This window comes from Pseudoalteromonas sp. SCSIO 43201 (genome assembly GCF_023716725.1).
GTDB classification, from domain to species: Bacteria; Pseudomonadota; Gammaproteobacteria; order Enterobacterales; family Alteromonadaceae; genus Pseudoalteromonas; species Pseudoalteromonas peptidolytica.
This window is the reverse complement of record NZ_CP072684.1, coordinates 21470-43195: the sequence shown is the minus strand read 5'-3', so window position 1 is coordinate 43195 and position 21726 is coordinate 21470. Positions and strand designations below refer to the sequence as shown.

General features: G+C 42.7%; 20 protein-coding genes. 18 read left to right on the top strand and 2 right to left on the bottom strand.

Features of this window, described 5'->3' with window-relative positions; genetic code table 11:
• The first annotated feature begins 43 nt into the window (after positions 1-43).
• The 16 genes from J8Z24_RS17050 (at position 44) to J8Z24_RS16975 (ending at position 14105) form a co-directional block, all read left to right on the top strand.
• Positions 44-616: an LON peptidase substrate-binding domain-containing protein gene (locus J8Z24_RS17050; RefSeq protein WP_252095824.1), complete on the top strand. Its 573-nt coding sequence runs from the start codon at positions 44-46 to the stop codon at positions 614-616.
• Positions 617-680: 64 nt separating this feature from the next.
• Positions 681-1301: a sigma-70 family RNA polymerase sigma factor gene (locus tag J8Z24_RS17045; protein ID WP_128732532.1), complete on the top strand. Its 621-nt coding sequence runs from the start codon at positions 681-683 to the stop codon at positions 1299-1301.
• Positions 1298-1948, top strand: coding sequence for a ChrR family anti-sigma-E factor (locus J8Z24_RS17040; protein WP_252095823.1), 651 nt, complete (start codon positions 1298-1300; stop codon positions 1946-1948). Before J8Z24_RS17045 ends, J8Z24_RS17040 begins: the two co-directional genes overlap by 4 nt.
• A gap of 15 nt (positions 1949-1963) precedes the next feature.
• The gene (locus J8Z24_RS17035) at positions 1964-2923 is read left to right on the top strand and encodes a YbgA family protein (protein ID WP_128732534.1); all 960 of its coding nucleotides are present in this window, start codon (positions 1964-1966) and stop codon (positions 2921-2923) included.
• 2 nt (positions 2924-2925) lie between these two features.
• Positions 2926-4299 carry a deoxyribodipyrimidine photo-lyase gene (gene phrB / locus J8Z24_RS17030; protein WP_252095821.1) on the top strand — a complete coding sequence of 458 codons (1374 nt, stop codon included), beginning with the start codon at positions 2926-2928 and terminating at the stop codon, positions 4297-4299.
• Positions 4300-4304: 5 nt separating this feature from the next.
• On the top strand, positions 4305-4730 hold the full coding sequence (locus tag J8Z24_RS17025; RefSeq protein WP_176032204.1) for a nuclear transport factor 2 family protein: 426 nt from the start codon (positions 4305-4307) through the stop codon (positions 4728-4730).
• Complete coding sequence (locus J8Z24_RS17020; RefSeq protein WP_252095820.1) at positions 4727-5443, top strand: SDR family NAD(P)-dependent oxidoreductase; 717 nt, start codon at positions 4727-4729, stop codon at positions 5441-5443. The genes J8Z24_RS17025 and J8Z24_RS17020 overlap by 4 nt, the downstream gene beginning before the upstream one ends.
• Complete coding sequence (locus tag J8Z24_RS17015; protein ID WP_252095819.1) at positions 5436-6689, top strand: NAD(P)/FAD-dependent oxidoreductase; 1254 nt, start codon at positions 5436-5438, stop codon at positions 6687-6689. The genes J8Z24_RS17020 and J8Z24_RS17015 overlap by 8 nt, the downstream gene beginning before the upstream one ends.
• Positions 6686-7417, top strand: coding sequence for a DUF1365 domain-containing protein (locus J8Z24_RS17010; protein ID WP_128732537.1), 732 nt, complete (start codon positions 6686-6688; stop codon positions 7415-7417). Before J8Z24_RS17015 ends, J8Z24_RS17010 begins: the two co-directional genes overlap by 4 nt.
• Before the next feature lies 1 nt (position 7418).
• On the top strand, positions 7419-8681 hold the full coding sequence (locus tag J8Z24_RS17005) for an SAM-dependent methyltransferase (RefSeq protein WP_252095818.1): 1263 nt from the start codon (positions 7419-7421) through the stop codon (positions 8679-8681).
• On the top strand, positions 8653-9177 hold the full coding sequence (locus tag J8Z24_RS17000; protein ID WP_252095817.1) for a DUF2878 domain-containing protein: 525 nt from the start codon (positions 8653-8655) through the stop codon (positions 9175-9177). Before J8Z24_RS17005 ends, J8Z24_RS17000 begins: the two co-directional genes overlap by 29 nt.
• 153 nt (positions 9178-9330) lie before the next feature.
• The gene (locus J8Z24_RS16995) at positions 9331-9606 is read left to right on the top strand and encodes an HU family DNA-binding protein (RefSeq protein WP_125253138.1); all 276 of its coding nucleotides are present in this window, start codon (positions 9331-9333) and stop codon (positions 9604-9606) included.
• A gap of 117 nt (positions 9607-9723) precedes the next feature.
• Positions 9724-10191 carry a hypothetical protein gene (locus tag J8Z24_RS16990; protein ID WP_176032208.1) on the top strand — a complete coding sequence of 156 codons (468 nt, stop codon included), beginning with the start codon at positions 9724-9726 and terminating at the stop codon, positions 10189-10191.
• A gap of 634 nt (positions 10192-10825) precedes the next feature.
• Positions 10826-12655, top strand: coding sequence for a protein translocase subunit SecD (gene secD / locus J8Z24_RS16985; protein WP_252095816.1), 1830 nt, complete (start codon positions 10826-10828; stop codon positions 12653-12655).
• A gap of 1 nt (position 12656) precedes the next feature.
• Positions 12657-13568, top strand: coding sequence for a protein translocase subunit SecF (gene secF, locus J8Z24_RS16980; protein WP_252095815.1), 912 nt, complete (start codon positions 12657-12659; stop codon positions 13566-13568).
• Positions 13569-13679: 111 nt separating this feature from the next.
• The gene (locus J8Z24_RS16975; protein ID WP_125253134.1) at positions 13680-14105 is read left to right on the top strand and encodes a hypothetical protein; all 426 of its coding nucleotides are present in this window, start codon (positions 13680-13682) and stop codon (positions 14103-14105) included.
• Positions 14106-14361: 256 nt separating this feature from the next.
• On the opposite strand, the gene J8Z24_RS16970 is transcribed toward J8Z24_RS16975, so the two are convergent.
• Together J8Z24_RS16970 and J8Z24_RS16965 are read right to left on the bottom strand one after the other, a co-directional pair.
• A complete protein-coding gene (locus tag J8Z24_RS16970) occupies positions 14362-17547 on the bottom strand; it encodes an efflux RND transporter permease subunit (RefSeq protein ID WP_252095814.1) in 3186 nt (1061 codons plus the stop codon).
• Positions 17548-17549: 2 nt separating this feature from the next.
• Positions 17550-18725 (bottom strand): efflux RND transporter periplasmic adaptor subunit, encoded by a 1176-nt coding sequence (locus J8Z24_RS16965; protein ID WP_252095813.1) that lies wholly within the window; start codon positions 18723-18725, stop codon positions 17550-17552.
• A gap of 204 nt (positions 18726-18929) precedes the next feature.
• Between J8Z24_RS16965 and J8Z24_RS16960 the strand changes: the two genes are divergently transcribed.
• Positions 18930-19850: a sensor domain-containing diguanylate cyclase gene (locus tag J8Z24_RS16960; protein ID WP_252095812.1), complete on the top strand. Its 921-nt coding sequence runs from the start codon at positions 18930-18932 to the stop codon at positions 19848-19850.
• Positions 19851-19993: 143 nt separating this feature from the next.
• Positions 19994-21700, top strand: coding sequence for an alkaline phosphatase D family protein (locus J8Z24_RS16955; protein WP_252095811.1), 1707 nt, complete (start codon positions 19994-19996; stop codon positions 21698-21700).
• Positions 21701-21726 lie beyond the last annotated feature (26 nt).

The following is a 21726-nucleotide window of genomic DNA, read 5'->3' as shown; positions in this document are numbered from 1 at the left end:
TAGCCGTAATTATCGTTAGTTTTTGAGTATTTGAACGGGAATTATGAAACTAGCTTTATTTCCATTGCCGATATTTTTGCTTCCGGGTGGCTTTACCCGCTTGCGGATTTTCGAGCAACGTTACTTATATATGGTGAAAGAAGCGGCCAAAACCAATCAAGGTTTTGTGTTGTGCGCTGACGTGGAGGGGGCGCCTAAAGATATACAAAATGAAGGGGTTCACGTGAAAATAGTGGATTTCTCTCAAGGTGAAGATGGCCAACTATTGATAGATGTTGAGGCAGTCAAACGAGTTTCGGTCAGTAACGTTGAGGTTGACCACCAAGGTCTTAGGTATGGAGGATGTAGCGAGATAGAAGGGCCACCGTGGCTGTGTAATGACACGGCTTTTAAGCTAATTGATAGCACCCTAAAGGAGAAACTTCGCAATGTATTCATCGCCAATCCAATACTGGACGATTTATACAAAGACAAGCGTTTTTCAGAGCCGCTCTGGGTTGCGTACAGGTGGTTGGAGATTTTGCCTATATCGATGGCACAAAAATTAAAAATAAAGCAAGCCCAGACATTTGAACAGGTAGCCGAATTCTTACATACTGTGTTAGATGAAAAATAAAAGTGATCGATTCTCAGCTTCAAATCGTAAAGCACGGTAGTAAGTATAATCAGGAAGGTGAGCTATGATAGGCCAACAGCAATCAATTGATTGCAACGTTAAATCAGGAACTCGCAAAGCAGTGCAAGATACTCCTTCACAAGCGTTGTCAGACGCACTAGTCAAAGTCGCGACAAGCAGGGATCGAAAGGCCTTCGCGTATTTATTCGAATATTTTGCTCCTAAAATTAAACGATTTGGAGTGAAGCAATTTGGTAACGAAGCACAAGCAATGGAGTTAGTGCAAGACACCATGACGTCGGTATGGCGAAAGGCCCATTTGTATCACCACGATAAGGGAGCTGCGACGACATGGATTTATACGGTGATGAGAAACGCGTCTTTTGATGCTTTACGCAAGATGAAGAGCAACAAAGAAGAGCATATAAGCGAAGACATCTGGCCGATAATTCAAGATTCTCAAACAGACGATGAAGGCTTCAAAGACCACCTTCAAACTGCTCAAATACAAAAATACATTAACAAGCTACCACCTGCCCAACGTGATATTGTCAAAGGGGTTTATTTTCAAGAAATGTCACAGGAGCAACTGGCTGAACATTTAAATATTCCGGTTGGCACGGTGAAATCTCGTTTAAGACTAGCACTACAAAAGCTTCGCGCAGAGCTGGGAGATCAAGCATGATTAAGCATCACCCTAATGAATTATTATTAGAACAATTTGTTGAGGGCAGTCTGCCCGCAAGTATTAGCGTCGCGATTGCTGCACACGTAGAGCTTTGTCCTTGCTGTCAAAAGAAAACCCAAGCATTAGAGGAAGCCAAAGCAAGCCAACAATTCAACGACGTAGAGCCGTCTTCTATGGACGCTGATATGATACAGCTGATGGAATCGATTGCGTTGACTGACGATGTTGACGAAGTACACGACTACATTCAGCCGAAGTTCAGCTATCAAGGACGTGATGTGCAACTACCACGAGCCATAGCCAATATTGATAGAACAAAGTTTTCTGGCGTGGGGAAAGTATCGCGTTCTCGCTTGTTGCTTGAAGATGGCGAGTTGCGTTCAAGCCTGCTAGAAATAGAAGCGGAAGGTGAGATCCCTGAGCATACTCACACCGGTTTTGAGATCACTTTGCTATTGGACGGTGATTTTTCTGACGAGTCCGGTGAATACGTGCCCGGAGACTTTATTTGGCAAGATGGCCAACATAATCACTCGCCCCGTACGAAATCAGGTTGTCTGTGCTTTACTGTCGTCAGCAGTGCGCTACACTTTAATAAAGGGCTTAGTAAGTTGCTGAATCCAATTGGTAATCTGATTTATTAAGGAAAAATTCTCAGTATGAAGTTTTCATCTTCGATAAAAATTGGTATTAGCGCTTGTTTGGCCGGTGATAAAGTAAGGTTTGATTCCGGCCATAAGCGTTCGAACTTTTGTATGGATGAATTTGCAGAACACGTTGAATATGTTAGGTTTTGTCCTGAGGTCGCTATAGGCCTCCCAATTCCAAGACCCACCATTAGACAAATTAGGGTCGGTGACATCATCAAGGTAAGTCGACCTGACGGCATTGAAGATGTAGCGCCAAAACTTAAATCGTATGGCGAGCAAATCGCCACGTCACAGGCTCACAATTTATCGGGGTTTGTATTTTGCGCCAAAAGCCCAAGCTGTGGCATGGAGCGTGTGAAGGTATATAACGAAGCGGGTACGGGCAATACCTCTGAGGGTATCGGTGTGTTCGCCGAGCAAATTATGAAACACAATCCATTACTACCTTGTGAGGAAAATGGCCGTCTCAACGATATGTACCTCAGAGAAAATTTCGTTATGCGTGTGTTTGTTTATAAAAGCTGGCAAGAATTAGTCAGTCAGGAACACGTTGGCTTACATGAAATCACTACGTTTCACGCCAAGCATAAGTACCTTTTGATGAGTCACAATTATCAGGCATACAAAAATTTGGGAAGGCTGTTGGGCGATGGCAAGCAATTAGATATTGAAACGCTCAAGCTGCAATACATAAGCGGTTTGATGACAGCGCTCAAAAAGCCTGCAAACAGAAAAAATCAGGCTAACACGTTGACCCACTTACAAGGGTATTTCAAAAATGAGCTGTCGAGCGTTGAGAAGCAAGAAATGTGTACGGCAATTGAAGAGTATCGTAAGGGTATAGTGCCGCTTTACGTTCCTCTTACATTGTTAAAGCATCATTTAACAGTACATCCCAAAGCCTACTTGCAGAGTCAAGTCTACTTTGACCCATACCCCAACGAGTTGCGCTTAAGATTCGGAATTTAACCATGAAAACTGCTTTTTGGTTTCGCCGTGACCTGAGGGTATACGGCAATGAGGCTTTGATAGAAGCCATAAATGAAGGCGCACGAGATGCGCTTTTTTTTTATTGTAAGCCACAGTGGCAACAACACAATACCGCGTCTATCCAGATAGACTTATTGGAGCGGAGGCTGGTTGAGCTTGGCGCGTTATTGAGCGAGTTTGGTGTCCAGCTACATATTATTGAGGCGGGCATGTTCACTGAGCTGCCAGAGCGGCTCAGCGCATTTTGCGAAGAAAATAACATCAGTCGTCTGTTTGCAAACAAAGAATATGAAGTAAATGAAATTGCACGCGACAATGAGTGCTCTAAGCGGGTTTCACTGAGATGTTTTGATGGAGATGTAATTGCCCCCCCGGGTACCGTGCTGACGGGCTCTGGTGAAATGTTCAAAGTATTTACGCCATTCAAGAAAGCGTGGCTCAAGTTATTTTCAGATCAGCGCTTTAACTTTCAACATTGGCCACTTGAAAAGCGCAGCACCGGTGAATTTACTACACCATCGTTTTTTGCAATGACCATGGAATCACAGAAGTGGCCGGTTGATGATGAATCTATCGTGGCAGTTGTTAATCGTTTTATTAAAGATAAGTTGACAGACTATCAGGGTGATAGAGATTTCCCTGCAATCAAGGGAACTTCAGGTTTGAGTCCATATCTTGCACTTGGCATTATTTCACCTAAGCAATTGCTAACCCAGATCCAACTCGATAACCCTGAAGTACTAGAGAGACCTAGCCAGCCGGAGTTTTGTTGGGTAAATGAAATAATTTGGCGTGAGTTTTATCGACACCTAATCGTTGCATTTCCTAAGTTATGCAAAGGCTCTAACTTTAACGAAAAATACGATGCTGTTGCATGGCAGTCAGTTCCCGAGGTGTTTCAATTGTGGTGTGAAGGTCAAACAGGTTATCCCATTGTAGATGCGGCTATGCGTCAACTAAACAAAACTGGATGGATGCACAATCGGTTACGCATGATAGTGGCTAGCTTTTTAACAAAACACCTATTGATCGATTGGCGTCAAGGTGAAGCCTACTTTATGTCTAAACTTATTGATGGGGACTTAGCGAGTAATAATGGTGGTTGGCAATGGGCTGCAAGTACAGGATGCGATGCTCAACCGTATTTTCGAATATTTAATCCTATTACGCAAAGTGAAAAGTTTGATCCTGATGGTACTTTCATTCGTACCTATGTGCCTGAATTGAAAAACGTTCCAGCTAAGCACATCCACTTTCCGCACGACTATTTGTCGGCTTTTGGCGGTCAGTATTGTGCACCAATTGTGGATCACAAAGAAGCCAGAGCAAGAGCGCTTGAGGCATTTAAGGTATAAAAGGTATGGATCACAAAACCCAGCGATTTGTGTCAGTGTATAACGAAATCGACAAGCATTGTCTAGACAAGCTAGCAGAGATTTATACAGACGATATTAATTTCACAGATCCGCTCCATCACATCCAAGGACTTGAACAGCTAACACTGTACTTTCAAGCTTTATATGAAAATGTTGCTGACATCAATTTTACGGTGACAAGCGATTACCAGTCTGATGATGTTAGCTTTATTTACTGGATAATGTCTTATCGTCATCCAAAGCTTAATGGTGGAAAGACCATTGATGTTGATGGGCACAGTAGATTGAGCTTTAAAGGTGATAAAGTTACTTACCACCGAGATTATTTCGATAGCGCACAAATGTTATACCGTCAGGTTCCTGTACTTGGCAACATAATTCGTATGCTTGATAAGAGGGTGACTGGATGAAACATGTACTGATCACGGGTGCAACATCAGGCATAGGTAAGGGGTTGGCCAGATATTATGCTAACCAGGGCGATACCGTTACGGCATGTGGGCGAAATACTGAGATTCTTAGTTCGCTAGCACAAGAGAGTGGCGTAAAAATGAAAGCGTTTGATTTAACGAAGCGTGAAGAAATAGAGCGTCAGTTTGCCGACCTTGATGAGCTAGATTTGGTTATTCTAAATGCTGGCGGTTGTGAATATATTGACAATCCGAATGACTTTGACGGCCACCTTTTTGAACGGATCATGACCATTAATGTGATTTCAATAGGGCATTGCTTAGATATTATTCTACCCAAAATCAAACGAGGCGGTCAGCTATGTATCATCAGCTCTAGCAGCTCTTTTTTGCCATTGCCTCGTGCTGAAGCATATGGCGCGTCAAAGTCGGCACTCAGCTATCTAGCTAGAACGCTTTCTGTTACTTTAAAAGGTGTGGACGTCACAGTTGTACATCCAGGTTTTGTTGAAACACCGCTAACAGACAAAAATGATTTCCCGATGCCATGTATAGTCAGCGTTGAAGACGCAGTAGGATACATAAGCGAGGGGATCTCTAAGCGCAAAAGGGAAGTACACTTTCCCAGACGTTTTACCTTATTTTTGAAACTTCTTAGGCTTTTACCATTTTCTTTATGGTTGCCTCTCGCGAAAAGGATAGCCCGTGGCTAAAATTGCAATCATTGGTAGTGGCATCTCAGGTATGACTGCTGCGTATTTACTGAACCGTAAACACGATATCAAAGTGTTTGAAAAAAATAATTATATTGGTGGTCACACGGCAACTATTGATGTAGAAAATAATGGCGAAAAAATCGCAATAGATACCGGTTTTATCGTATTTAATGACAGAACATATCCAAAGTTTGAAAAGCTGCTCGCAGAAATAGGCGTTACGCGCAAACCAACAGAGATGAGCTTCAGCGTTCACAACAGCCAAACAGAGTTTGAGTATAACGGGCACTCACTATGGACTCTATTTGCCCAAAAACGCAACTTGTTTAGACCCAAGTTTTGGCAGCTACTAAAAGATATTGTTCGGTTCAATACAGTATGTAAAGAGTTACACCAGCGTGATGACTATAATGGCGTCGAAACATTAGGTAAGCTCTTAAGCCATCATAATTTTAATGAATTTTTTAAACTGCATTACATCCTACCGATGGGGGCGGCAATCTGGTCTACAAGTATCAAAGAGATGCTCGACTTCGAGGCTAAGTTCTTTGTGCGCTTTTTTTTCAATCATGGTCTCTTGGATATTGCTAACCGCCCACAGTGGTATGTGATCCCAGGTGGCTCCAGAGAATACATCGCGCCATTAGTGGAACAGTTCCGTGAGAATATTGTTCTGAATGCCAAACTCACTAGCGTACAACGCGACGATGATGGCGTGACTTTGGTATTTGAGGATGGTCACCAAGAGCAGTTTGATAAAGTGGTGTTTGCGTGCCACAGCGATCAGGCGCTTGAATTGTTGGCCTCGCCGTCGGAACAAGAAACACAAATTCTTGGCGCTATTCCATATACGGCAAATTCAGTTGTGCTTCACACCGACACAAGCCTGCTGCCTAAACGTAAAGCGGCATGGGCAAGTTGGAACTATTTGTTAAACGAGGCGACCGACAAGGCCGCAGTCGTGACCTACCAAATGAACATACTTCAAGGGCTAGACGCAAAACATCAATATTGTGTCACACTAAACCATGATAGTGGCATTGATGAAAGCAAAGTGATCCAACGATTTGTATATCATCACCCGGTCTTCAACACGACCAGCATTGATGCACAAAAAAGAAAGCCTGAGATCGATGGCAAACATCATAGCTATTTTTGTGGCGCTTATTGGTTTAACGGTTTTCACGAAGATGGTGTCAAAAGTGCTGTAGATGTTGCAAGGCAGCTTGGAGTTGAATTTTGAACAGCGCCATCTTGGTAGGGAGAGTGAGACATAGGCGTTTTGCGCACGCTCATCATGCTTTTTCTTACCCGATGTATATGATGTGGATTGACTTACATGAGGCAGAGTCCCTGAACGGGATCTCGTCAATGTTTGGCTCCTCTGGCTTAAAACTGCTCAAGTTTAATCAGCAGGACTACATCAAAGATGGTGAAGGCAGCTTACTACAACGCGCTTATTTAAAGTCTAAACAACTAGGTCGACCTGTAACAGACTCGACCAAAGTTTATCTGATGGCACAAATGCGCTGCTTTGGTATTTATTTTAGTCCAGTGAACTTTTACTTCTTTGAGCATGAAAACGGACAAGGCTTCAGTCATATGCTTGCAGAGGTGAGTAACACGCCTTGGAACGAGCGCTATTTTTATTCAGTTGATTTACATGAAGATGTGAACTTTGAAAAAGCTTTTCACGTATCACCTTTTATGAATTTGGATATGCGTTATCACTGGAAAGTAAAGCCGCCAGGACAAACCACAGTTATCCATATAGAGAACAGAAAAGGTAACGAATTGCTATTCGATGCGACTTTGGCGTTGAAAAAGCAGGCACTGACTAACAAGAACATCAACCGCTTGTTACGTCGCTTTCCTGCGATGACGTGGAGTATAGCAAAGGGTATCTATTGGCAAGCGTTAAAGTTATTTTTAAAGAAGGTACCCTTCATTGGGCATCCGGGAAGAGTTTAAGATGGAAAACACCACAACAATCACCTCATCAATATCACTCAGCACGCTAGATAAGTTATACAAGAAGTTCGTCTTCGGCGCTTTAAATACCTTGGAGTCTGGCAAGGTCGTGCTTGTCGAAGGCGGTAACCGACATCTCTTTGGCTCAACGGACTCAGAGCTTATTGCTGAAGTTGTGGTGCACGACGCCGCAATGTATAAATTGTTTGCGCTCGGAGGAAGCGTAGGCGCTGGAGAAGCGTATATTTTGGGTCATTGGAGCTGCTCTAATTTAACAGCATTAATAGAAATATTCGTGCTCAACCAAGCGCAGTTGGATGCCTTTGAAAGAAAGTTTGCGGTTTTATCTAGTATCGCACACAAGTTTAAGCACTTTAGGAACAAAAACTCAAAACAAGGTTCAAAACGTAATATTGAAGCTCATTACGATTTAGGAAATGACCTTTACGAGTCGTTTCTCAGCGAAGAAATGCTTTATTCTAGTGCTGTTTACCCCAGTAAAGAGGCGACACTTGAGCAGGCACAGCAATATAAACTCGCTGCAATATGCAAACGTCTAGACTTACAGGCCACTGACAAAGTGGTTGAGATAGGCACTGGGTGGGGGGCTTTTGCTATTTATGCCGCTAAACACCACGGGTGCCATGTAACGACCACAACAATCTCTGAGGAGCAACACGCTTATGTGGAGAAGTTAATTGTAGAGGAAGGACTTGGTGATAAAATTACTCTATTGAAGAAAGATTACCGAGACTTACAAGGGCAGTACGATAAATTGGTTTCAATTGAAATGATTGAAGCCGTAGGACATGAATATCTTTCTGGCTTTTTTGCGAAATGCGATGCACTCCTAAAGCCGTCTGGTGCCATGTTGATTCAAGCAATCACCATCGCGTGTCAACGTTATCAACACTATCTAAAGCAATCTGATTTTATCCAACAATATATTTTCCCGGGCGGATGTTTGCCTTCAGTCACCGAGATGAGTAAACAAATCTCAAGCGCAACAGACATGGTAGTACATGAGCTACATGACATAGGGCTTCACTACGCAAGAACTTTGTATGATTGGCGAGTTCGCTTTGAAAAGTCTTGGCCATCTTTGGATAGCAAGCGATTTGATGAACGTTTCTATCGTTTGTGGGAGTTTTACTTGTGCTATTGCGAAGGCGCGTTTAAGCGTCGAGCGACCAGTGCTGTTCACCTAGTTGCTAGAAAACCCGGATATCAGTCAAATGATTGTGTTGCAGCATTGGATTACTAACGCGCTGATATTCCAAAGTGTTTGGTTTTCAGCTTTGTTCTTTCAGTCTCAGGCACTTTGGTTTATGACAACAGGCTGCGTGATAATGTTGTTGGGGCATTCAAACAGACGGTTGAACATGACATTGGCATTTGTTGGCTCAGTGATAGGTGTGCTCGTTGAGCGTATAGCGGTTGAAAGTAGTCTAATGAGCTATCAAGGAGAAGCGATTATCCCTCTTTGGCTGTGGGTACTTTGGATAGCGCTGCTGTTAACATTAAATAAAGCACTCGCTAAATTGCTTACCTTACCAATGCCTGTGCAAATTTTACTTTTTGCAGTGTGTGCGCCGCCCAGTTATCTAGGCGCTGCGAACTTTGATGTGTTGACAATACACCAACCTTGGTACGTTTTTTGGCCTACATTTGGGGCAATGTGGAGTGTTGGCTTTTATATTATTATTTGTATTAATCGGTTTTTGTTAGGTACAAACCTTGCGCGTGGACACGCAAATTGATAGCTTTTGGTCTCAAACTGTGCGCTTTGAGCTAAAACAGCGCAAAATAATAAATATTTAGTCTAAATTATCAATTTTGGGGTTGCACACAAAGGCAAAATGCATAAACATAGGTTTTGCTTAGGCAAATTATAAAGTTATAGGAATCTAATAATGAATAAAGCTCAACTAGTTGAAAAGATGGCGGCAGACGCAGAAATTTCAAAAGCAGCGGCAACTCGCGCTCTAGAATCATTCACTGGCGCAGTAACGGACACTTTGAAAGAAGGTGGTTCAGTTGCTTTAGTTGGTTTCGGTACTTTCACTGTAAAAGAGCGTGCTGCTCGCACTGGCCGTAACCCACAAACTGGTGCTGAAATCCAGATCCCAGCTGCGAACATTCCTTCGTTCAAAGCGGGTAAAGGTCTTAAAGACCAAGTAAACCTGTAATCCATACGCTGGACAGAAAAACCTCCGAAAACGGGGGTTTTTTTATATCTCGGCAGTCTTGAATCTGCTAACATCGCCCCAACTTATGATTTAAATTATCTTACACTAATAATTGCAATGAAACGTTTTAGTCTGTCAGCAATGCTCTCACTACTCATACTTTTATGGGTTGGTGCTGCGTATGCGACAGAACTTGATTGCAATACGGCTTCTCCTATATCGGTAACAAAGTCGATGTCTATTACCGATGATGCTATTCAGTTACCAGTTAATCAACCAGATCAGCATAAGCAAGTTATGCCGTTCAAGCTTTCACATGATGACAACGATCATGATACTGGCTTTTTACCAGAGCGAGAGCGCTCCAATCATCCTAGTTATTTTTTGCATCCAAAACAGCAAGCGGAATATGCACTGGCGTTTGCGCTAGCAGAGCCAAAATATGTTCCCACCATGGTTTATCAAATGGAAAAACCCAATGATTTACCGTGGTACATGTCTGATACACGGCCAGCAAACGGCTCTATCGATACCTGCAAACCAGCCAACCTCATCTTCAAAGGACGTCTAAGCTACGACGTATAATCATCGTTCATTTCGAATTTAAAGTTAACCTTATACCAATTAGACCTAATACTTGCTCAATTTGAAGGATAAAATCTGACGCTAACAGCGTTAAAAATTTCTTATTTAGAATAACTAAATAGCAAAATTTTTGCCTGGTTATCGACAAGATTTTCTCGCCTCAAAATAGATCACTTAATTAAGATACTTGGTATTAATTTGAATTTTGAGCATCCAGTATTGACCGATGGTTTACTTACTTTGCGTAATTTTGCTGGTCAACGAAGGCAACATACCAGTGCCCGTGTAGGCAAGTTGATCACTTAATTAAGATAATTGCCATAACTGATTTGGTAAATACAAAATTAGTAAAAGTCGAAATAGTATTGCCATGCTCGCCAGTTTTAATACTAATTTGTCCTAATATGAGCTCAATTTGGAGCAGTAAATCTGATGCTAACTGTGTTAAAAGTTTCTAGTTTACAGCTACTAAATAGCGAAACTTTCCTTGCTCAGAGCATGTAGATACCTTTACACGAGCAGGGGCTATGGTGTTATAGAGACGATTTTCTTGCCACAAAATGAACTACTTATCATCGGAAATCAGGATTAAGCAAATTGGTATAAATAAATTGGCTCGACCAATGAGAATAAAATGAAGAATATAGAACAATTGAATAGCAAGCACGGCATGACAACTTCGTCGCGCTTCAAGAAATTCTTTACCGCAATTATCATAGTGATACTGATAATTTGTGCTACACCAAACTTATACCCAAATAAGAACTTAATACAGGTTCAGGCAAGCGCTAACAACGTGCTTGTTGTATCTGTACCTGAGCTAAAAAATAATCTGGAAAATGAGGGCTTTAAGGTAAAAAAGGTAATATCACATCAAGGTGGATACTTAGTAGAGCTAGAAAATCGAGCACTTACCGCAGAGGCTAGGGCGCATATAGCCGCACTGCACAGTGAACTAAATGTTAAAGTAATAAGTGCATCCACAATGCCTTTATGGCTTGAGTATACTGGATTAAAGCCAATCAAGCTTGGTTTAGACCTAGATGGGGGAGTATTGTTTGTTCTCAAAGTTGATGTTGAGCGGGCAATGCTGAGCCAACTGCAATCTGTTGCAGATGAGGCCAATAGCATTCGAATTAACAACCGCTATCGCCATCTATCTTCGCCTCAAGTTGTCAATGCTCAAGAGGTCGAGATAGTTGCAACAGTACAAGGGAAAACAGAGTTACAAGCATTAAGCACTACTTTACGCGACCGGTATCCGCACCTTAGCAGCAATAGAAAAGCCCATGGTAGTCTCACTACATTGACTTTATCTTTTCCCGAGGCAAAAAAAATTGAGCTTCATAAGCAGTTAATGACTCAGGCATTATCAACATTGCGCTCGCGAATTGAGGAACTCGGGATCACTGAAGCGGTAACCCAACGACAAGGTGATAATTATATCCGTATAGAACTACCGGGTGTGCAAGACCCTGACCAAGCAAAACGCATAATAGGTGCCACTGCCAAATTATCTTTCCATGCGTTACAGACAGCAGGCGGCCAGAGAATAAAAGATAAATTAGGAAACGTCATCAATATTGACCCTACCGCAATTTTTGGTGGTGATGAAATTGAATCGGCCACGGCCGGTAGAGATGAATACGGCAAACCGCTGGTAGAGCTATTTTTATCATCAAGTGGTGGCAAAAAGATCAACCAGTTTTCCCGGCAAAATGTCGGCAAGCCAATGGCGACTGTGTTTGCACAGTACTACGTCAGTACCAGTGGAGAGACTAAAAAGCATGCAGAGGTGATATCGGTTGCAACTATACAACAAGTACTAAATACCCGCTTTAGCATTACCAATATGCAATCAATGGAACGAGCGCAAGAGTTAGCGTTGTTATTAAGAGCAGGATCGTTGGATGCACCAATCACAATAGTAAAAGAGCAAACAATAGGCCCATCTTTGGGTGAGAAAAATATTGAAAGCGGCTTTAAAGCTCTTGCGCTTGGACTCAGCATCACCTTGTTATTTATGGCTCTGTGGTATCGAAAGCTCGGAGTCATCGCAATTATTTCGTTACTCGTCAATTTAGTATGCCTCATTGGCTTAATGTCATTATTGCCAGGAGTTGTGTTGACGCTTCCAGGCATTGCTGGTTTGGTGCTGACAATTGGCATGGCAGTGGATACAAACGTGATTATTTTTGAACGGGTAAGAGAGCTGAGGTCAAAAGGAGCAACCATGGTGATAGCATTAAAGCAAGGTTACCAACAAGCAATGTCCAGCATTGTTGACGCTAATTTAACAACGATGATCACAGCACTTATTCTGCTTGGGATTGGATATGGGCCAGTGAAAGGGTTTGCTATCACGCTAGCGCTTGGCATTGTGACTAGTATTTTTGCTGGGGTTATTGTATCGGGGTTACTGTCGGAGTCTTTATATTCTCAGCAGCACCAAGGAGGAAAGTAATATGAAAAGTAATACGCAACACATCAGATTGATAGGGCTTATTTTAGGGATGGTATTGGTTTTCACGAGCTTGGTTACAATAGCCCAAAAAGGAATCGCTTTTGGGCAAGATTTTACAGGTGGGTATGTCACTGTAATTGATGTACCAAAGTCCGTCACTGTTGATGAAATGCAACTGAAGTTACATCAGCTCGGGGTGGAGAGTGCTCGAATTGACCTGCAAATGGATGGTAGTTGGCGAATATTTCAGATTCCTTCTTCTACTAATGATTTAAAGGTAAAAGAGTGGATCTCGGAGCTAAACTCACAATGGCATGTAACGGTATTAGATGCCAGTTATCTTGGCGCTCAGGTTGGCGATGAACTTATTGAGCAAGGCGGACTGGCAGGATTATTTGCTTTACTGAGCGTGCTGCTCTATTTGGCATGTCGTTTTGAGTGGCGTCTAGCGGTATCAGCAAGTATTGCATTATTTCATGATGTCGTTATTACGTTAGGGTTATTTTCTGCCACGCAGGTTGAATTTGACCTAACGGTATTAGCTGCGTTACTGGCTATCATCGGGTACTCTCTCAATGACTCCATCGTGGTTGGAGACAGAGTGAGGGAGCTGCTTTTTGAGGAACGTTACAAGCAAGCGCCTGTGGCAAAAGTCATTGATCAAGCGATAAAAGATTCGTTGAGTCGTACGTTAATTACCTCATTGACAACATTAGCAACTGTACTGTCAATATGGTGGCTCGCAGGAGCCGGGTTGAGTAGTTTTGCCATGGCGCTATGCTGTGGCATAGCAGTTGGTACACTATCATCACTTGCAATTAGCGCGACTTTGCCACAGTTTATGGGATTATCATATAACAATTACCGCAAAGAAGAGTCAGAAGCAACGAAGAAGCAGCTTGCAGAACCCTGATTTTAGCAAGCATTTATCAAGTGGAAGGTTAAAAAAGTAGTGCAAACTCTTTTTTAACCTTTGTTGACTAAGATATAATTCACGGCTGTTGAAAGGAGTTGGTGGGCGCTAATGTCAAAATACAGTTTTCAGACTCGTTGCGGTAAGGTCACCCTTTGGACTGAAAAAAATATCCTATTTGCCTGCTTTGAAGGCAATATTAATGAATCCATGATCCATTTCTTTTCTCGGACGATGGAACAATGTCGTGATGAAATTGCGGTGCCAGCATGGGGTTATGTTAGTTATTCAGAAAAAGCGATTGCCGCTACACCGCAAGCCTATGATTTATTAGTTAATGTCGCCAAACGGTGTCTGCAACTAGGGTGTGTAAGCGCAGGTTATGTACTAAATTCAGCGATTGCAAAGCGCCAAATGGAAAAGCTTCGAAAAGAAATTGGGATGCCAGAGCCAATAGAGCAAGTGCTGTTTGTCGATCTGGACACTGCCGTTGAATACGTTAATCAAAATCTATCTTTCCACTATAATGCCAATTAGACTTAATTGTTGCTCAATTTGAAGGAGTAAACCTGATGCTAATAGCGTTAAAAATTCCTTATTTAGAACAACTAAATAGCAAAATTTTGTCTTTCCTACATGGATATAGGTATCTTAGCGGTAGTAGGACGCGGTAGCGAAGTTATAGACAAGATTTTCTCGCCTCAAAATAGACCTCTTAATTCAGCTCCTTAGATTGAGGGAATAAAAAAGGCCTCCTTGGAGACCTTTAAGATGATTACTACTTACCTTCAGACTAATTGACGTTGGTTTCAACCTGCTGGTGAGCCGCTTTTGTCTGGTGGCTGGCAGAAATATGAAAGCGTTTGGTCATCGCCATAAAAAATATTGGCGTGAACAATAAGCCAAATAACGTTACACCAATCATGCCAGAGAATACCGCAATTCCCATTGTTTCTCGCATTTCAGCGCCAGCACCCGTCGCTAAAACTAGAGGAACGACACCAGCTGTAAACGCAATAGATGTCATCAGAATTGGGCGGAGCCTTAATTTGCATGCCTCAATAATAGCCGCTAAATTTGTTTTTCCTTGCTCATATTCCTCTTTAGCAAACTCGACCATTAAAATGGCATTCTTACAGGCTAAAGCAACCAGTACGATCAATGCAATTTGTGTGAAGATGTTATTATCACCACCTGTCAACCAGACACCGACCAGCGCAGACAAAATCGTCATAGGCACAATTAATATAATTGCAAAAGGTAATTTTAGACTCTCATACTGTGAAGCTAAGACCATAAATACCAATAAGACGACTAACGGGAAAATATAAATCATCACATTACCAGCTAGAATTTGTTGATAGGTTACTTCGGTCCATTCAAACGCCATACCCTCACTTAAGGTTTCATTTAACACCGCTTCAATCGCAACTTGCGCTTGATCCGATGAAAAACCCGGAGCTGGGCTACCATTTAATTCTGCTGTTGGATAACCATTGTAATGCATAACTCTATCAGGCCCCGTGGTTGGCGTTACCTTTAATACCGCGCCAAGCGGCACCATCTGGCCGTAGTTGTTCTTGACTTTATACGACAATATTTGTGCAGGATCTGCTCTAAAGTTAGCGTCAGCTTGTGCTGTCACCTGGTATGTACGACCAAACAAGTTAAAGTCATTAACATACATCGAGCCAAGGTAGATCTGTAATGCGTTAAATACTTCCTCAAGCGGCACTCCTTGCACCATTGCTTGTTCACGGTCGATGTCAATATCCATTTGTGGTACTTGGATCCGAAAACTAGAATAAAGTCCCATCAGTTCAGGTTGTTGCTGAGCTTTGGCTATTACAGCTTGCAGATCTGCGAATAGCTTTTCGAATCCGAGGTTAGCACGGTCCTCAATTTGCAATTTAAAACCACCAGTTGTGCCAAGACCTTGAATAGGAGGCGGTGGAAATACGGCAACAAATGCTTCATCTATGACAGTAAATTGCTGATTTAACTTTGCTGCGATTGAGGAAGCATAAAGCTCAGGTGTAGTGCGATTTTCAAATTTATCCAGAGTGACAAATACAATGCCACTGTTAGGGCTGTTTGTGAAGCCGTTAACAGATAACCCCGGAAATGACACAGAGTGCAATACGCCTGGTGTATTTAATGCAATTTGTTCCATTTCACGAACAACAGCCTCTGTTCTATCTAAACTGGCTGCATCTGGGAGCTGAGCGATAGCAACTAGGTATTGTTTATCCTGTTGCGGTATAAAGCCTCCAGGGATGGTATCAAACAGTTTTGTTGTGGCAAAAATCAACCCTAGATAAATGACTAGCACGATAGCACTTAAGCGGATCAGCCTTTTTACAAGCGCGACATAGCCTTGTGCTGCTTTGTCAAAAAATCGGTTAAATGGCTTGAATAACCACTGTCCAAATAGTTTATTCAATATCACAGTGAGCCTATCAGGCTTGGCACCGTGTGGTTTTAGCAGTAACGCAGCAAGCGCTGGAGATAATGTCAAAGAGTTAAAAGCGGAAATTAACGTAGAAATAGTAATAGTAAGGGCGAATTGTTTGTAAAACTGCCCCGATAGTCCTGTAATAAATGCGGTGGGAATAAATACGGCACACAGCACTAGCGCGATGGCAATAATCGGGCCTGTTACTTCAGACATCGCCTGCTTTGTGGCTTCGAAAGGTGCAAGACCGTTTTCAATATTACGCTCTACATTCTCTACAACAACGATAGCATCATCGACGACAATACCAATTGCAAGTACTAAACCAAATAAGGAGAGGGTGTTAATGGAGACGCCAAGCCACTGCATGGCAGCAAAAGTGCCCACTAACGATACTGGTACCGCGACAAGAGGAATGATAGATGCGCGCCATGTCTGTAGGAATAAAATAACCACCAATACAACTAAAACAATGGCTTCTAGAAGGGTTGAGATAACCGCATCTATAGAGCCGCGTACAAAGATTGTTGGGTCATACACAATATCGTATTCGACTCCTTCAGGAAAACGTGTCGCAAGTGATTTCATGGTTTCACGCACCTGATCAGAAAGCTCGATAGCATTTGAGCCTGGGCGCTGGAAAATAGGCATCGCAACAGCCTCGTTTCCATCTAATAGTGCACGTAACGCATAATTATCTTGTCCAAGCTCGACTCGACCTATATCTTGTAATCGCGTGATTGCTCCATCGTTGGATACACTAACGATAATGTTTTCAAACTCGTTTATCTCAGCCAAGCGGCCTTTTACGTTTAGCAGTATTTGAAATTGGTTATCATTGGTAGTCGGTTGTGCACCTAATGAGCCTGCCGCAACTTGACGGTTTTGTTGTTTTATCGCCTTAACTATATCGCTGGCAGTTAGGTTACGCTCAGCTAATTGTTCGGGGTTTAGCCAAATCCGCAACGCATATTTTCCTCCACCGAACAGCTGTACGTCGCCAACACCAGGTAGTCGTGCTATCTGGTCTTTAACATAAATATCCGCGTAGTTTGAAAGGTAACTCGTGTCATGGGAGCCGCTGGGTGACACCAAATGCACGACCATAGTGAGATCTGGAGAAGCTTTTTCTGCGACTACACCAAGGCGCTGCACTTCTTCTGGTAATCTGGGAGTCGCGCTGTTTACACGGTTTTGTACCTGAACCTGTGCTCTATCTAGATCTGTGCCTAGTGCAAACGTAACGGTGAGTGTCAGTCGGCCGTCACTAGTCGCTTGTGAAAACATGTATAACATATTTTCAACCCCATTGATCTCTTGCTCTAAAGGCGTTGCTACGGTTTCGGCAATGACTTTGGGGTTAGCGCCTGGGTAAGTTGCTGACACTACAACAGTCGGAGGTACGACTTCAGGATACTCACTGACCGGCAGCTGAAACAAGGAGATGGCACCGGCGATAAGTATCACCAGTGACATCATTGCGGCAAAGATAGGCCTTTTAATGAAAAAATGTGAAAATTTCATTGTTAATTTAGTCCTTGTGTTGACTCTATCTCGGTCATTGCAACGACTTGAGCTGAAATGGATTCGGGAAGCGTAAGTGTTACATTGTTTGGACTTATGGGCATTCCAGGGCCCACCCGAGCAGGGCCATTGACTGCAATGCGCTCACCTGCGCTCAGTCCTGACTCAACCGCACGAAACTCACCATAGCGATTCCCCAGCGTGATTAACCGATATTCAAGAGTGTTAGCATCGTTTACGACAAGCACAAAACGATTTTTAAGATCTGTACCAACAGCTTTATCAGGTATTATTACGCGGTTATTAAGTTCTCCGGATGATAAACTCACACGAGCAAACGACCCTGGACGTAGCAAACCATTTTTATTATCGAAAGAGGCTCTTACTTTTAGGGTGCCTGAGTGGTTATCGATAGCATTGTCAATAAAGTCTAGCTGGCCGATAATTGGCTGTGCCTGGCTACCTAAAAGCTGAAGTTTAACTGGTAATTTATCTGTGTCGGTTACTGTGGCAAATTGGCTGTTCCATGTGCGTTCATCAATATCAAAATACGCATACATTTTGTCGGTCGCGACAATCGTTGTGAGTAGCGTGTCATTTGCACGGATCGTATTGCCTTGGGTCACTTCAGCAAATGAAATTTTTCCGCTAATAGGAGCCGTGACCTTGCTAAATTCCAAATTAAGTTGTGCAGACTTAAAAGAGGCTCTTAAGGCATCTAACTCAGCCTGACGCTGTGCCGTAAGTGAAACTCGAGCGTCTACTTCTTCAGTGGATATGGCTTTTTGTTTACTAAGACGAAGAGCTCGAGCAGACTCACTTTTCGCTTGCGAAAGCGCTGCCTCTGCTCGAGTTACTTGCGCAGCAAGGCTGGCCACGTCAGCTAAAAAAGTACGGTCATCAAGCTCAAAAAGAACCTCACCTTTTTCAACAGTATCACCTTCTTTAAAATTTACCGTTCGAACAACGCCAGTTACGCGGGCGCGTAACGCGACCTCATTGGGAGAAGAAAGACGCGTTGTATAAGTGTGCCAATCGGCAACATTTATCTGTGGTGTGGCAGCTACATCGATAGGTTGTAACTGTGGAGCGTTAGTTATCGCTTGCTCTGATCCACCGCATGCGCTGAGTAAGAGTAAAGCAGAAATGAGTGTGACAAGTCTGGTTGGTTTGAACATAGTGCCTCCTGTGTATATGACGCACACTATACGTTTCATTTGTTGCGTTAAATACAGGTAATTGGGAAAATAATTGGTGCCAAATTAGAATCAATAAATGTTGATTGATGTGTATTCCAAAATAAGAGAGCGCTTTATCTGAGATAGAAGATAAATTAAATAAATTGTTTTACAGTATGGAAAAGCCAAGGGAGAACCATTATTTTGAGCGAAAACCATTTAGAAATGACACTGATTGAAGCGCTGAACAAAAGTGAAGATGCAGTAGCGATAGTGAGCCAACAGAATGTGATAACCTTTTGTAATGATACGATGGCAACATTGCTTGGTAAGCACAACAAGTCGTTAATTGGCAATACAATAGAGGCGCTATTTTCATCTGATCAGGGGAGTGTTTTTGAGGACAGAATTGACGGCGATGAATTGGCTGACTGGTTTTTAAGTCTGAAGGGCAACCAAGATCAGGGCGCTACCGAGTTGGAGATTGATACCCTGACTGGCGTGTTTTTTAGTGTAAAGTGCCTCCCGTTAAGTTCCCATGCTTACCTCATATACGGTAAAGATATTACCGCGATTAAGGTGCTTGAGAGTGAACGAGCGCATTTGCAAAACGAGCTCGACTTTGTGTCTCAGATCGATCCGATGACACGGGTTGCTAGTCGCAGACAACTTAGTGAAAAGCTTGATGGTCAAATTAAGTTATATGAGCGCTACCGAGTTCCTTTTAGTCTAATTATTACCGATATTGATTATTTTAGAACAATTAATGAGCAATATGGTTATGCCGCAGGTGATAGGGTACTTGTTGAATTTAGTTCCCTACTTAATGGAATGTTAAGAGAAACCGACATAATAGCGCGGATCAATGGTACTGAGTTTGCCCTGTTATTGCCCAATACTGCTCTTGAAGGTGCCTCATTGTTGGCGACTCGTGCTAAAAATCTTATTGTGCAGCAAGCCTTTGAGGTGGCTTGTGATAAAAACATCGCGCTTACTAGTTCGTTCGGGGTAGTGGAGTTTTGCGGTCTTCAAAGCTCGGTAGAAGCAATGATCCACCGCGCTGAGGAAGCGCTGAGCGAGGCAAAACGTCAAGGACGAGGTAGTGTGGTTGCCATGGAGCAATAAACAGATAAGACCAGTCCTAAAACTGTCATAATGCCCCATTAAGCTTGTCAGTTCAAAAAGTTAGTCAGTGCATCTTTGTTATCTATTTATATAAGAAGGTGAATAGGGCCTAAGGTGCACTGTGTAGTTAAGGAACGAGAATAATGGCAAGTTTTACCCGTCGAGATTTTATCAAAAGTGCACTGATTGGCATTGGGGCAGCAACCGTGAGTGTTTCGCTAACCGGATGTGGCAGTAGTGGTAGTAAGGATATAGCAAGCAATGATTTTACCGTGGCGTTTGACCATGGTGTTGCCAGTGGCGACCCGTTATCAGATAAAGTTATCCTATGGACTCGCGTAACGCCGCAAGGCAATCCAAGTAGTGTTGCACTCACTTTGCAAGTTTCTGAATCTCAGGATTTTGGGGTGCTGTTACAAAGCCATCAGCTAGTGGCACAGGCGAAAAACGATTATACGGTGAAGGTCGATCTTAGTGATCTAAGCGCAAATAGCCAATACTTTTACCGCTTTGTGACCACAGAAACCCATTCACCAATCGGTAGATGCAAAACCTTACCTGTTAATGACGTAAACCAAGTTAAATTGGCGGTTATGTCTTGTGCAAATTATCCTGCTGGGTACTTTCATGTTTACGCAGAAGCTGCAAAGCGTAATGACCTAGACGCTGTATTGCATTTAGGTGATTATATTTACGAATATGGTATGGGCGGCTACGCGACTGATAATGCGATGCAAATGGGCAGAGGGTTAGAGTCCGATAATGCAGAAGAAATCATTTCGTTAGATGATTATCGTTTGAGGTACGCAAAGTATCGTACTGATCCTGGTTTACAAGCACTCCATGCTAATACGCCTTTTATTGCAGTGTGGGATGACCATGAAGTTTGTAACGACTCCTATTTAGATGGCGCTGAAAATCATAATGAAGGTGAGGGAGAATACTCTGACCGTAAGCTTGCTGCCCTACAAGCGTATTATGAGTGGATGCCAGTACGCCCCATGGTCAAAGGGCAATTAGAAAGTTTGTATCGAAAGTTTGAATTTGGTGATTTACTATCACTCTATATGCTAGACACACGCCACGAAAGTCGAGCAAAATCTTTAGATTACCAAAACTATGTTGACCCCTTAAGCGGTCAACTTGATATAACTGGATTTCAAGCTGATCTCACTGCACCGACGCAACAACTGTTAGGCCTCGAACAGCTTACGTGGTTAACCGATAATATGAAAACTTCATCTGCCAAATGGCAAGTGCTGGGACAGCAGGTATTAATGACCAAAATGATGATCCCTGCTGAGTTACTCATGTCATTAGCAAACCCTTCTGCGCAGATGTCAGCACAACTATCTGAGCTTGCGCAAATAAAAACACGATTATTAGCGGGCGATCCGACCCTAACAGTCCAAGAAAAAGCACGAGTAGATTTTACTGCACCGTACAACCTTGATGCGTGGGATGGCTACCCGATTGAGCGTGAAGTTATTTTACAGACAGCAAAAGCCGCTAATAAAAACCTAGTCGTTGTTGCGGGTGACACACATAATGCGTGGTCAGGTAAATTATGTAATACCAAGGGAGAGGTTTGCGGCTATGAATATGCAACGGCCTCGGTGAGCTCTCCTGGTCTTGAGCACTATTTGCAATTGAGCGATGAGCAGGCGTTACAGTTTGCTGAGGTATTAACATTGTTAGTAGATGACCTTGAATATGCCAATATTCATCAGCGCGGTTACTTAACACTTAATATCAGCAAAGAGAAAATAGAAAGTGAGTGGGTCTTTGTAGACACTGTGCAGCAAGAGCAGTTTGAAAGCCATAGTAAGCAACAAGAGCTGTTATTATAACCTTAGACTCATACAGTAAAGGGGCT